Origin of the sequence: Shewanella chilikensis (genome assembly GCF_037953065.1) — a bacterium.
Classification (GTDB): domain Bacteria; phylum Pseudomonadota; class Gammaproteobacteria; order Enterobacterales; family Shewanellaceae; genus Shewanella; species Shewanella chilikensis.
In genome coordinates, this window is the sequence record NZ_CP149966.1 from 4,617,501 (window position 1) to 4,630,850 (window position 13,350).

Below are 13,350 nucleotides of genomic sequence, written 5' to 3' on the forward strand. Positions count from 1 at the left end.
CGTCAGCAAGGAGATCAGCAACCAGGCAGTATGCTTGGCCGTTTTGCGCCAGAGCTTGTCAAAACTCCAGGGCATCTGATCCAACTTCATCCTTTTGTTGCGTGCCCCTTCGAGCTTTTCTTCAAACCAGATAAAAATGAAGGTCCACACCGTCTGCGGGCAGGTGTAGCCGCACCAGACCCTTCCCAGGTAGGTAGTGACAAAAAACAGTGCAAAGGCGGCAATCATAAACAAGGCCGCCAGCAACGTCAGATCCTGAGGCCAGATAGTCAAGCCGAATACATGAAACTTCTGCTCCGCCAGGTTAAACCAGACTGCCTGCCTATCCCCCCAGGGAAGCCAGGGCAAGATGAGGAAAAACAGCATAGCTATCCATCCCATCCGCCGCCTTAACGTACTCCAGAGACCATCAACCGCACGAACGTAAATTCGGTTGCGAGGATTAAAGCGGTCTGCTTTACTCGCATCAGGCTGGTGAATCTTGATTCGATTGGCTTTCGAATAATCCTTATTGCTCGACTCTTCACTCATCTTTACAGCCTTTTACTGCTTATTGTATAAAAACTGGCGTATTATACCTTGTAACACAAGGGTTATTAACCTTAGTTGGACTAAATGATGAAAGGCTGGATTATTTTGGCAATATTGGCCGGAGTGCTTTATTACCTGGTCACTCAGACGGATAAGCTCGATGAGCCCATTGCCCAAACCGAAGCATTAGTAAAGAAAATTGAACGCAAGCTGGATGCCATGACGGGCACGCAGATCATTCGTCTCGATCAGAGAAAGGCCCGCCTCAAGGCAGATATTGCCGAGCGCTTGTCGGCTTATGAGCTACAGGAGCTGGACGGCATACTGACCACGCCAGATACCCTGATGGACTTCAAAGACGAGTATTGTCGCGGCAATGTCATATCTCATCCGGTTTTCAGCAAAGATAATCTGTTATTCATCTGCGATAACCTCTGAATAAAGCCGCGGGTTTTGTCGACAGTCGCAAAACCCGCACCTGAAATCATTGACCTCCCATGCCAATCCACCTAGCCTTTGAGCCATTATCAATATAGGGGCTGTTTGTTATGACATCTTTTGTTTCCGATACTTTTGAACCTGAATTGTGGGAAGAGGTTGCTGGGTTCACTTTTGAAGACATCACTTACCACAGAGCCAAATCTCAAGGTACGGTGCGAATTGCCATTAACCGTCCCGACTGCCTGAACGCTTTTCGTCCCAAAACGGTTGATGAACTTTACATAGCCCTGGATCACGCCCGGCAATGGTCTGATGTAGGTTGTGTGCTGTTAACGGGTAATGGTCCATCGGCCAAGGGGCAATATTCCTTCTCCTCCGGTGGCGATCAGCGTATTCGCGGCAAGGACGGCTACAAATATGAAGGTGAGGAAGCCGGTAAGGCCGATTTGGCTCGCATGGGCCGCCTGCATATTCTCGAAGTGCAGCGCTTGATCCGCTTTATGCCCAAGGTCGTCATAGCCGTTGTTCCCGGTTGGGCGGTCGGTGGCGGTCACAGCTTGCATGTGGTGTGCGATCTGACACTGGCATCGAAAGAACATGCCGTTTTCAAACAGACAGACCCGGATGTAGCCAGCTTTGATTCCGGCTATGGCAGTGCTTATCTGGCGAAGATGATAGGCCAGAAGCGGGCAAGAGAAATATTTTTCTGTGGCTTTAACTACAGTGCCGATGAAGCTTTTGCCATGGGCATGGTTAACCGTTCGGTTCCTCATGCAGAACTTGAAACCGAAGCTCTGCGCTGGGCCAAGGAGATCAACTCCAAGTCCCCAACCGCAATGCGCATGCTCAAATATGGCTTTAACCTGCCTGATGATGGTTTGGTTGGCCAGCAACTATTTGCCGGTGAAGCGACCCGTTTGGCCTATGGCACAGCCGAGGCCCAGGAAGGCCGAGACGCGTTTCTTGAAAAACGCGATCAGGACTTTTCCAGCTTCCCTTGGCACTACTGATAGTCTTAGACGACTAAAGGCCGCATAAGCGGCCTTTTTAATAGATAAAAACGGTCAAATTAATCTGTTAAACTCTCTTTCAATTATTAATGAGAATTATTATCATTAAATTATCAAGAGAGGAGAACCGCCATGATTAAGACAATGACCTTTGCCATACTGCACTTCAGCGTAGCCTTTACCATCACTTATCTGCTTACCGGAAGTGCGCTTATAGGTGGTGCCGTGGCCCTGATAGAACCCAGTATCAACACAGTTGTTTTCTACTTCCACGAAAAGGTCTGGAAGAGGTACGAAGCAAAAAAGCAGCAGCGGCTGACACAATTAACCGCCTGAGCATACACTCAGGCGATTAGTGGCAACACTTTCAGGCTTGAGCCCAATTACTCAACAGTAACCGACTTGGCCAAGTTTCTTGGCTGATCCACATCAGTCCCTTTGATCAGGGCAACATGGTATGACAGCAACTGCAGCGGAATGGTGTAAATAAGCGGTGCCATAAACTCATCACAATGTGGCACAGGAATTACCTTCATGGTGTCATCGGATGCAAATTCAGCATCAACATCGGCAAACACATACATCAAGCCACCACGGGCACGCACTTCTTCCACATTGGACTTAAGCTTTTCAAGCAGTTCATTATTAGGTGCCACCACTATCACAGGCATGTCGGCATCGATCAGCGCCAATGGTCCATGTTTCAGCTCTCCGGATGCATAAGCTTCGGCATGAATATAGGAAATCTCCTTCAGCTTCAGCGCACCTTCCATCGCTATGGGGTACTGATCGCCACGTCCCAGGAACAGGGCATGACTCTTATCGGCAAAGTCTTCTGCCAGCTCGGCAATGGCATCATCCAACCCCAGAGCCTGCTCCACTTTAGCCGGCATAGACTGCAGACTCTGGGCGATTGCCGCCTGCATTTCCACACTCATGCTGTTATAACGTCCCAGTGCCGCCGTCAGCATCAACAAACCGGCCAACTGTACGGTAAAGGCCTTGGTGGAAGCCACACCTATCTCGGCACCGGCTTTCATCATATATGCCATGTCGGACTCGCGAACCAGCGAGGATCCGGGGGCGTTACATATGGTCAGGGTTGCCTTGTACCCCATCTCTTTGGCCAAACGCATAGCCGCCAGGGTATCGGCCGTTTCACCGGATTGAGAAATAGTGACCAACAGGCTGTTGGGGAACAGATGCGACTTGCGGTAGCGGAATTCAGAGGCGATTTCCACATTACAGGAAACGCCGGCCCAATCTTCCAGCCAATAACGTGCTGCCATACCGGCATGGTAACTGGTACCACAGGCAATGATCTGTACGTGTTTGATATCTTTGAGAAGCTCGGCTGCATTATCACCAAAGGCACTATCCAGCACCTGCTGCTGGGCAATTCGGCCTTCGAGAGTACGGGCCAGCGCCATTGGCTGCTCATAGATCTCTTTAAGCATATAGTGACGATACTCGCCCTTGTCACCGGCATCATGGGTGATTTCAGACTCTTTCTTTTCACGTACAACCGGGTTACCGTCCAGATCATAGATATGGACCTCACGGCGAGTCACTTCGGCAACATCACCCTCTTCCAGGAAGGCAAAAGTACGGGTCACCGGCAGCAGTGCCAGTTGATCCGAAGCAACGAAGTTTTCTCCCAGGCCAAAGCCTATTACCAATGGGCTGCCACTGCGGGCGACCACCAGCCGCTCAGGGTCACGGCGGTCGATGACCACAGTGCCATAGGCACCTTCCAGTTGTTTGACTGTGGCTTGTACCGCCGCCAGCAAGCCGGGGGCAGACTTGAGCTCATGGTCAACCAGATGACAAATGACTTCTGTATCTGTATCTGAGTTGAACTGATAACCCAAGCCCTTGAGCATCTCCCGCAATTTAGCGTGATTTTCAATAATCCCGTTGTGCACCACGGCTATGTCACTGCCGGATTGATGTGGATGCGCGTTGCGCTCACTGGGCTCACCATGGGTCGCCCAGCGGGTATGGGCTATGCCGGTACCACCGGCCAAAGGAGCAGTTTGCAAAGCATCGGCCAACTCCTGCACCTTGCCAACTCTGCGGGTACGGGTCAGTTCACCTTGGTGAATGACAGCCACACCGGCCGAATCATAGCCACGATATTCCAGGCGTTTCAGTCCCTCGATCAAGATTTCAGCAACATCCCTTTGCGCTACTGCGCCAACAATTCCACACATATCAATATCCGCTTAATTTAAAGTTTACGCTGTAAAAGGGGCCAAAATCAGCTTTACCCCTTGATTTGAAATACTTTCAGCGGCTGCATCTGGCAGCCTATTATCTGTCACCAGGGTAGTGACTAACTCCCAGGGCAACTCAAGATTAGGAATTCTGCGACCCACCTTTTCCGATTCGAGCAACACCACTACATCCCGAGAAACATCCGCCATCACCCGGCTGAGTCCAATCAATTCATTGAAAGTGGTGGTGCCTCGCTGCAAGTCAATGCCATCGGCGCCGATAAAAAGCTGGTCAAAGTTGTAGGATCGCAATACTTGCTCAGCCACCTGTCCTTGAAAAGATTCGGAGTGGGGGTCCCAGGTGCCCCCCGTCATCAAGAGTGTGGGCTCGTTTTCCAATTCATGTATCGCATTGGCCAACTGCAGGGAATTGGTCATGACCACCAGCCCGCGCTTATCATTGAGCTCAGGAATAAGCCCCAAAGTGGTGCTGCCACAATCTATGATGATGCGGTTATGATCTTTGATAAGTCCGGCAGCGGCCTGAGCTATGGCCAACTTGTTGCGGGAAGGTGGTTCAGACAAGGTCTGGGTTATCTCTTGAGGAACGACGACGGCGCCACCATAACGACGCAGCAGCAAACCGGTTTTCTCCAGGGCTGCCAAGTCTTTACGTATGGTCACTTCCGAAGTTTCAAACTTCAGCGCCAAGGCATCGACACTGACTTCACCCTGCTGCTGCAGCAGGGTAACTATGGCGTGACGCCTTTGTTGAGTGTTGCGTTTGGTCATTCCAGACTGAATAAGTTTCGATTCGAAAGGCGAATTATATAACTTCGAAACCTAAACGCAATTACTGAGTGAAAAAAGCCGTTAGTAATTCAGCCGATATACAGGCATGCCTTAAAGCCAGCCCGAGCCTGGGCGCATCGCAAGAAGCATTAGATTTCATCCATAAAAAAATGCCGGTCACGGAGTGGCCGGCATTGCTGTTAGCATGACATCTATTGGCGATTAAAACTTGGCTTCCAGCGCCAGGCTCACATGACGACCTTCACCCACAGTCACGTCAGTATTGGAACCGCCGGCAAGATATTCTTTATCAAACAGATTCTTCATGTTAACCCTTACGCTGACATCTGTTCCCATCACATCCATGGTATAGGCGGCGCCCAGGTCAAAACGTACATAACCATCTTTGGTGATCATATTCTCTTTATCAGCAAATCGTTCACCGACATAGACGGCACCAAAATTCAGAGCCAATGCTTCTGTCATCTCATAACGGGTCCAAATATTGGCCGACCATTCAGGCGCATCTATCGGCGTTTTACCATTGAGGCTATCTTCTGCAGGGCGATCATACTCTGCATCCAGGTACATCATGGAACCTGTCATAAACCACTTATCACTGAGTCGTCCCTGAGCACCCATCTCAAACCCTTTATGATGCTGTTCACCACTCTGAGTGGTTATTGACTCACCAGCTCCCAAGTCTTGAGTCACGGTAACATTGGATACGGTTATATCAAACACGGCACCTGTCAGTAATAATCCACCATCGAACAGTTCCCACTTGGTGCCAATTTCGTACTGTTCCCCATATTCAGGATCCAGATTCATCTTGTCATTGACATCATTAGGATCATTAACGCTCCCTTGGGGACTGAAGCTCTTTGAGTAATTCACATAGATACTGCCGTTATCCATAGGCGAATAGATCACCCCAAATTTAGGTGAAACGGCATAGCTGTTGTTCCCGGCACCATCCTTCTTTTGTTCGTCATAACGAACACCGGCCAACAGTTTCCACTGTTCATTGATAGTAACCAGGTCCTGAATATAAAAACCATAATGCTTATAGTCGCTTTCACTGAGTGAAGTATCGTTATGATAGTCCAAGCCTGGATTTGCGATGGGCTGGCCAGGCATGACAGAAACACTCGTGCCTTTTTCGCGCAACTGTCCATAGTAATAGTCCAACATATTGGCACCGATCAGGAACTGATGTTCCAGAAAGCCGGTACTGAAGTTACCGGTAATATCAATGAACCCTGTTTTATGTTGCCAATCATCATAACGATCGAATGGACTCACAGTGTAGCCATCTGTAAACGGGTCCTCAGAACCTTTGATCAAGCTTGGAAGAGAGTCCAACCGTTGGCGGTTGAACTGCTGATCATTGTAGCCAGCCTTCACTTTCCAGTTATCGCTGATAAAGTAAGTGAGTTCGGCCCCTAAATTTTCGATGGTATTGTCAGTAAACGCCCATGGCATATCCCAGATAATATCCCGGCCACCAATGAGCTCTCCCTTGCTGTTCAACCAACCACCACGATCTATTCCGGTTTTATCTTGGGTGCGGTCATATTTCAGTGACAGCAAAAGATCATCGGTAATATCAAACTCCAGATTCAGGTAGCCCAGCCAACGATCTCTTTCCTGATTTTCACCATTCTGATATTCGCGCCAATACTGGGTATCCTGCTTAACCAACACAGTGCGATAACGGATAGTTTGGGCTTCATTGAGACTACCACCGGCGTCCAGCTGAAAACGGGTAGAGCCGTTGTCATCGGTATCAAACCCCAGGTTAAACAGTGTGTCGTAGGTCGGCTTCTTGGTTACCATATTGATCAAGCCTCCAGGGCCTGACTGGCCGTAGAGCATACTGGAGGGGCCCTTAAGCACTTCTACCTGCTGCAGGGTTTCAATAGGTTGCACATAGTGCGACCACTGCTGCTGACCATTGATCAGGTACCCAGAACCTGAGTCCAACTCAAAACCACGAATATTAAATACCTGGCGATTCCATTTTTCACTGCCACTGGTCACGCTTGAGTCATTCACCAATACTTCAGCCAGGTTGGTTGCCAGCTGTTCATCGGTAACAAAGTCGGGGATAACGGTAACGGATTGAGGTGTATCCATCAGATTGATATCACCACGCATCGCGCCTGAGGCGACGCCGGTCTTATAATCATTGAAGCTACGGCCGGTAACACTGATACGTTCAATATCTTCTGGTACTTGCTCTGCCGCCAGTGGCATTGAAGAGATAGCAGCCACCACAGCCATACCTACACAGGAAAACTTAAACCTCATAATCACCTCATTCTCTATGCCGGACCGGCAATCAGTTTTATTTTGCCAGCAAATATAAATGAGAAGGATTAGTATTTAAGTTTCTTTACAGATATTTACAATTAAATATGATTGACTTCAAACCCTTAAACGGGTTTGTGAGATAGAAAGCACCCGAGTGGGTGCTTTCATTTAGAGGAATTATTTCTTGTGCTTTTGTGGACGCTTCCAGCCCTTGATATGTTTCTGCTTGACCCTGGTGATAACCAGTTCATCGACGCCGACATCACGGGTTACAGTGGAACCAGCTCCCAGAGTGGCTCCCTTACCTATGGTGACAGGAGCAACCAACTGGGTGTCACTACCGACAAACACCTCATCTTCAATAACGGTCAGATGTTTGTTGGCGCCATCATAGTTACAGGTAATGGTACCGGCACCTATGTTTACCCCTTGACCAATTTGTGCATCCCCGAGGTAAGCCAGGTGTCCGGCCTTGGAGCCAACGCCAAGTACGGCTTTCTTCATCTCAACAAAATTGCCTATGTGGGCATCCTGCTTAAGTTCAGCACCCGGACGTAGACGAGCAAACGGGCCGGCACTGGCGCCATCACCCAACTTGGCGCCCTCGACTATGCTGTAAGGCTTAATCTCGGCGTTGTCGGCAATCTCACAATCGATAAGGATAGCCCCGGCGCCTACAGTCACGTTATTACCCAGCACCACTTTACCTTCGAAGATCACATTGATATCGATCATCACATCCATGCCGACAGTCACTTCACCGCGAACATCGATACGTGCCGGATCTCTGAGATTGGCACCATCCAACATCAAGGCTTCAGCACAGCGTTGCTGATAAGCACGTTCCAACGCCGCTAGCTGCACCCTGTTGTTGGCGCCTTCGGTCTCTATGGAATTAACTGGATGAGCCGTATCTATGGCCACCCCATCGGTATGAGCCATGGCGATCACATCGGTAAGATAGTACTCGCCCTGAGCATTATTGTTTTCCAAGCGCCCGAGCCAGTTTTTCAATTGTTTGCCCGGCAATGCCATGATGCCGCTGTTGATCTCATTAATCTTGAGTTGCTCGGGAGTAGCATCTTTCTGCTCGACTATGCCAACCACCTTGCCATGCTCGCGCACCATACGGCCATAGCCACTTGGATCATCCAGATGTACCGTCAGTACGGCTACGCCATCGTTTTGCCTGGCAGCAAGCAGGGCTTCCAGTGTTTCCTTACGGGTGAGGGGAACGTCGCCATAGAGCACCAATACAGTGTCATTGTCATCTATATGGGGAATCGCCTGGGCTACCGCGTGGCCTGTGCCCAGTTGTTCAGCCTGCAGTACAAAGTTAAGCGGTTGCTCGCCCAGCTCCGTCATCAGCTTGTCGCCGCCATAACCGTAAACCAGATTGATCTTGTCGGCATTAAGTGAATGAGCCGTATCAATCACATGCTGCACCATGGGCTTGTGGGCAACCTTATGCAGAACTTTAGGCAGATCTGAACGCATCCGGGTCCCTTTCCCGGCAGCGAGAATTACAACATTCAATGACATGAGAGATTCCTTTTCTTTGGGCTGGCGCAAGTGTACCGGAATCACGGTAAAAATGCAGCGCTCACGCAGCTTGGAAGCTTGCAAATCTGCTTGGGCAATAGGAATAACAGACACAAAAAAGGCGCCCTGAGGCGCCTTTTTTCAGCAGTGCTGTTATCTGGCAATGTTCTTCTTGATGGTCTCAACGACCCGCAACTGAGCCACGGCCTTAGCCAGTTCAATTGCTGCCGCAGCATAATCGAAGTCAGCACCGGCATCGGCCATATGGGCTTCTGCACGACGCTTGGCTTCTACTGCGGCCTGCTCGTCAATCTCATCGGCACGCATTACAACATCAGCCAATACGGACACGGAGTTGGGTTGAACTTCCAGTAAACCACCTGAAAGGTAAAACACCTCTTCCTGACCATTTTGTTTGACGATGCGCGCCATGCCAGGTTTGATATTGGTCAGCAGCGGAGTGTGGCCGGGCATAATACCCAGTTCACCCTCAGAACCTGTTACCTGTAAATGGGCAACAAGGCCTGAAAAGATTTTGCTCTCTGCACTGACGATATCAAGCTGTACTGTCATGGCTGCCATCCCGTTCTCCTTACCAAACTATGCAATATTGCCTAGTTATTTCTTGTTGGCTTTCTCAACGGCTTCGTCGATAGAACCAACCATGTAGAACGCTTGCTCTGGCAGGTGATCGAACTCACCGTCCAGAATTCCCTTGAAGCCACGGATGGTGTCTTTCAGGGGCACGTACTTACCTGGAGAACCGGTAAAGACTTCAGCTACGTGGAATGGCTGAGACAGGAAACGCTCGATCTTACGGGCGCGAGATACTGTCATCTTGTCGTCATCTGACAACTCGTCCATACCCAGAATAGCGATGATGTCTTTCAGCTCTTTGTAACGCTGCAGAACTGTCTGTACACCGTTTGCCACGTCATAGTGCTCTTGGCCAACAACCTGTGGATCCAGCTGACGAGAGGTGGAATCCAGTGGGTCAACCGCTGGGTAGATACCCAGAGAAGCGATTTGACGAGACAGTACCACAGTCGCATCCAAGTGGGCGAAGGTGGTTGCCGGGCTTGGGTCAGTCAAGTCATCCGCAGGTACGTATACCGCTTGTACCGAAGTGATAGAACCCACTTTGGTAGAAGTAATACGTTCTTGCAGAACACCCATCTCTTCAGCCAGTGTTGGCTGATAACCCACAGCAGAAGGCATACGACCCAGCAGTGCCGATACTTCGGTACCAGCCAGGGTGTAACGGTAGATGTTGTCAACGAACAACAGTACGTCACGACCTTCGTCACGGAACTTCTCGGCCATAGTCAGACCGGTCAGAGCAACACGCAGACGGTTACCTGGTGGCTCGTTCATCTGACCGTACACCATGGCTACCTTGTCCAGTACGCCTGAGTCTTTCATCTCGTAGTAGAAGTCGTTACCTTCACGGGTACGCTCACCTACACCGGCGAATACGGACAGACCTGAGTGGGCTTTAGCGATGTTGTTGATCAGTTCCATCATGTTAACTGTCTTACCAACACCCGCACCACCGAACAGACCTACTTTACCACCCTTGGCGAACGGACATACCAGGTCAATAACCTTGATGCCGGTCTCCAGCAATTCAGTGGTGTTAGATTGCTCTTCATAAGAAGGAGCATCACGGTGGATGATATAACGCTCATCTTCACCGATAGCGCCCGCTTCATCCACAGGCTCACCCAGAACGTTCATGATACGGCCAAGGGTCGCAGCCCCAACCGGAACGGAAATTGGTGAACCAGAGTTTTCTACCTCGATACCACGACGCAGACCATCGGAAGAACCCATGGCGATGGTACGAACTACACCACCACCCAGCTGTTGCTGAACTTCCAGCACCAAGCCTTTACAGGCGCCTTCGCCTGTGATCTTCAGAGCGTCATATACCTGAGGTACGGTATCTTGTGGAAACTCAACGTCCACAACCGCGCCAATCACTTGGACAACAGTACCTGTGCTCATGATTAATCCTCTAAAACTTGTATTCGTTACCCAGCCTAAACCGCGGCTGCACCTGACACAATTTCCGACAGTTCTTGCGTAATCGCCGCCTGACGGGCCTTGTTGTATACCAGTTGCAGATCATCGATCAGCGTGCCGGCGTTGTCTGTTGCTGCCTTCATAGCCACCATACGGGCAGCCTGCTCGGAAGCAATGTTTTCAACAACACCCTGATACACCTGAGACTCCACATAACGAACCAAAAGCTTGTCCAACAAGACCTTTGGATCTGGCTCATAGATGTAGTCCCAGCGATGCGCTACGTCATCTTCGTCTGATTTAGGCAAAGGTAGCAGCTGCTCGATCACAGGAGTCTGCGTCATGGTATTAACAAACTTGTTGAATACCACATACAGACGATCCAGCTTGCCTTCGTTGTAAGCCTGGAGCATTACTCGCACAGTACCAATCAGGTCAGCGAGCTTGGGAGCATCACCTAAACCTGAAGCATGGGCCTGCACCTTGCCACCAAAGCTTTTGAAAAACTGAACACTGCGAGCACCGATAGGGCAGAATTCAACTTCCGCACCTTGCTCTTTCCAGCTTTTCACGTCTGCGACAACCTTCTTGAACAGGTTGACGTTCAGACCACCACAAAGGCCACGGTCGGTTGCCACTACTATGTAACCAACCCGCTTGGGTTCTCTCACCTCCAGGTAGGGGTGTTTGTACTCCAGAGAACCCTGAGCGACGTGACCGATCACCTTACGCATGCTCTCCGCATATGGACGGCTTGCAGCCATGCGGTCCTGCGCCTTGCGCATTTTGCTGGCTGCCACCATTTCCATGGCGGACGTGATCTTCTGAGTGTTTTTCACACTCGCGATCTTGGTTTTAATCTCTTTAGCGCCGGCCATCTCTACTCTCCAATCTGGACCTGAGGTGCCTTATGACACCTCGCATGTATTTACCAGGTTTGGGTTGCCACGAACTTGTCGAGACCAGCCTTCAGCTCAGCTTCGATTTCGGCATTGTAATCACCGCTATCGTTGATCAGCTTCATCAGCTCAGCATGCTCGCCGTTCATGAAAGAGAGCAGAGCGGCTTCGAAGTCACCGATCTTCTTCAGCTCAATACCTTTCAGGTAGCCTTTTTCAGCTGCAAAAATAGATACAGCTTGGTCAGCTACGCTCATAGGAGCGTATTGCTTTTGCTTCATCAGTTCGGTTACACGCTCACCGTGCTCCAGCTGGGCACGAGTTGCATCGTCAAGGTCAGACGCAAACTGTGAGAACGCAGCAAGCTCTCGATACTGTGCCAGAGCAGTACGGATACCGCCGGACAGTTTCTTGATGATCTTGGTCTGAGCCGCACCACCTACACGAGAAACAGAGATACCTGGGTTAACCGCTGGACGCAGGCCAGAGTTGAACAGGTCAGTTTCAAGGAAGATCTGACCATCGGTAATAGAAATTACGTTGGTCGGTACGAACGCAGATACGTCACCTGCCTGGGTTTCAATAATTGGCAGAGCGGTCAAAGAACCGGTCTTGCCTTTTACTTCGCCATTGGTGAACTTCTCAACGTACTCTTCGTTCACGCGGGAAGCACGTTCCAGCAGACGAGAGTGTAGATAGAATACGTCACCTGGGTAAGCTTCACGGCCTGGTGGACGCTTCAGCAGCAGTGAGATCTGACGGTAAGCAACGGCCTGCTTGGACAGGTCATCATAAACTATCAGTGCATCTTCACCGCGGTCACGGAAATATTCACCCATGGTACAACCAGAGTATGGTGCCAGGTATTGCAGGGCAGCCGCTTCAGAAGCAGTAGCAACCACAACAATAGTGTTGGCCAGAGCACCGTGCTCTTCCAGCTTGCGTACTACGTTGGCAATAGTAGAAGCCTTCTGGCCTACTGCAACGTACACACACTTGATGCCGGAATCTTTCTGGTTGATGATGGCGTCGATAGCCATCGCAGTTTTACCAGTTTGACGGTCACCGATGATCAGCTCACGCTGACCGCGACCGATAGGGATCATGGCATCAACCGCCTTATAACCGGTTTGTACCGGTTGAGATACGGATTGACGCTCAATAACACCAGGAGCAATCATTTCAACAGGCGCAAAACCATCGTTGTCGATTGGTCCTTTACCGTCGATTGGCTCACCCAGAGTGTTAACAACACGTCCCAGCAGACCACGACCCACTGGAACTTCCAGAATACGGCCAGTGGTTTTAACTTTTACGCCCTCAGCCAAACCGGCATAAGGACCCATAACTACGGCACCTACAGAATCACGTTCAAGGTTCAACGCGATTGCATAACGGTTGCCAGGCAGTTCGATCATCTCACCCTGCATTACATCGGCCAGGCCGTGAATGCGGATGATGCCGTCACTGACCGAAACGATAGTACCTTCGTTGCGGGCTTCACTGACGACTTCGAACTGCTCGATCCGCTGCTTAATCAGATCGCTGATTTCAGTGGAATTCAGTTGCATGCTCAAA

The 13,350-nt window shown here is 50.2% G+C and carries 12 protein-coding genes (1 of these 12 cut by a window edge); 3 read left to right on the forward strand and 9 right to left on the reverse strand.

Annotation, left to right across the window (positions count from 1 at the left end):
• A protein-coding gene (gene ccoG / locus WKR14_RS20750) for a cytochrome c oxidase accessory protein CcoG (protein WP_101057250.1) crosses the window boundary here: on the reverse strand, positions 1 to 531 show its 5' end (the start). It extends 897 nt beyond the left edge of the window; the window shows 531 of its 1,428 coding nt (coding positions 1-531); it begins with the start codon at positions 529 to 531; its stop codon lies beyond the left edge, outside the window.
• A gap of 87 nt (positions 532 to 618) precedes the next feature.
• Between ccoG and WKR14_RS20755 the strand changes: the two genes are divergently transcribed.
• The 3 genes from WKR14_RS20755 to WKR14_RS20765 all read left to right on the forward strand — a co-directional run bounded on the left by WKR14_RS20755 (position 619) and on the right by WKR14_RS20765 (position 2,318).
• Positions 619 to 969, forward strand: a complete 351-nt coding sequence (locus tag WKR14_RS20755; protein WP_101057248.1) for a hypothetical protein — start codon at positions 619 to 621, stop codon at positions 967 to 969.
• 110 nt (positions 970 to 1,079) lie between these two features.
• Positions 1,080 to 1,982 carry a 1,4-dihydroxy-2-naphthoyl-CoA synthase gene (locus WKR14_RS20760; RefSeq protein WP_101057246.1) on the forward strand — a complete coding sequence of 301 codons (903 nt, stop codon included), beginning with the start codon at positions 1,080 to 1,082 and terminating at the stop codon, positions 1,980 to 1,982.
• A gap of 132 nt (positions 1,983 to 2,114) precedes the next feature.
• Complete coding sequence (locus WKR14_RS20765; protein WP_101057244.1) at positions 2,115 to 2,318, forward strand: DUF2061 domain-containing protein; 204 nt, start codon at positions 2,115 to 2,117, stop codon at positions 2,316 to 2,318.
• A gap of 47 nt (positions 2,319 to 2,365) precedes the next feature.
• Here the strand turns inward: WKR14_RS20765 and glmS are convergent, their stop codons facing one another.
• The 8 genes from glmS to atpA all read right to left on the reverse strand — a co-directional run bounded on the left by glmS (position 2,366) and on the right by atpA (position 13,343).
• The gene (gene glmS / locus WKR14_RS20770; RefSeq protein ID WP_044735592.1) at positions 2,366 to 4,195 is read right to left on the reverse strand and encodes a glutamine--fructose-6-phosphate transaminase (isomerizing); all 1,830 of its coding nucleotides are present in this window, start codon (positions 4,193 to 4,195) and stop codon (positions 2,366 to 2,368) included.
• A gap of 24 nt (positions 4,196 to 4,219) precedes the next feature.
• The gene (locus WKR14_RS20775; protein ID WP_101057240.1) at positions 4,220 to 4,990 is read right to left on the reverse strand and encodes a DeoR/GlpR family DNA-binding transcription regulator; all 771 of its coding nucleotides are present in this window, start codon (positions 4,988 to 4,990) and stop codon (positions 4,220 to 4,222) included.
• Positions 4,991 to 5,212: 222 nt separating this feature from the next.
• Positions 5,213 to 7,303 (reverse strand): TonB-dependent siderophore receptor, encoded by a 2,091-nt coding sequence (locus tag WKR14_RS20780; RefSeq protein ID WP_101057238.1) that lies wholly within the window; start codon positions 7,301 to 7,303, stop codon positions 5,213 to 5,215.
• 180 nt (positions 7,304 to 7,483) lie between these two features.
• Positions 7,484 to 8,848: a bifunctional UDP-N-acetylglucosamine diphosphorylase/glucosamine-1-phosphate N-acetyltransferase GlmU gene (gene glmU / locus WKR14_RS20785; RefSeq protein WP_101057252.1), complete on the reverse strand. Its 1,365-nt coding sequence runs from the start codon at positions 8,846 to 8,848 to the stop codon at positions 7,484 to 7,486.
• Positions 8,849 to 9,001: 153 nt separating this feature from the next.
• Entirely contained in the window at positions 9,002 to 9,430 is a 429-nt protein-coding gene (locus tag WKR14_RS20790; RefSeq protein ID WP_025011732.1) for a F0F1 ATP synthase subunit epsilon, read from the reverse strand.
• 36 nt (positions 9,431 to 9,466) lie between these two features.
• Entirely contained in the window at positions 9,467 to 10,855 is a 1,389-nt protein-coding gene (gene atpD, locus WKR14_RS20795) for a F0F1 ATP synthase subunit beta (RefSeq protein ID WP_039035954.1), read from the reverse strand.
• A gap of 35 nt (positions 10,856 to 10,890) precedes the next feature.
• Positions 10,891 to 11,751 carry a F0F1 ATP synthase subunit gamma gene (gene atpG / locus WKR14_RS20800; RefSeq protein ID WP_039035953.1) on the reverse strand — a complete coding sequence of 287 codons (861 nt, stop codon included), beginning with the start codon at positions 11,749 to 11,751 and terminating at the stop codon, positions 10,891 to 10,893.
• A gap of 50 nt (positions 11,752 to 11,801) precedes the next feature.
• Positions 11,802 to 13,343, reverse strand: a complete 1,542-nt coding sequence (gene atpA, locus WKR14_RS20805; protein WP_039035952.1) for a F0F1 ATP synthase subunit alpha — start codon at positions 13,341 to 13,343, stop codon at positions 11,802 to 11,804.
• Between the last annotated feature and the right edge of the window lie 7 nt (positions 13,344 to 13,350).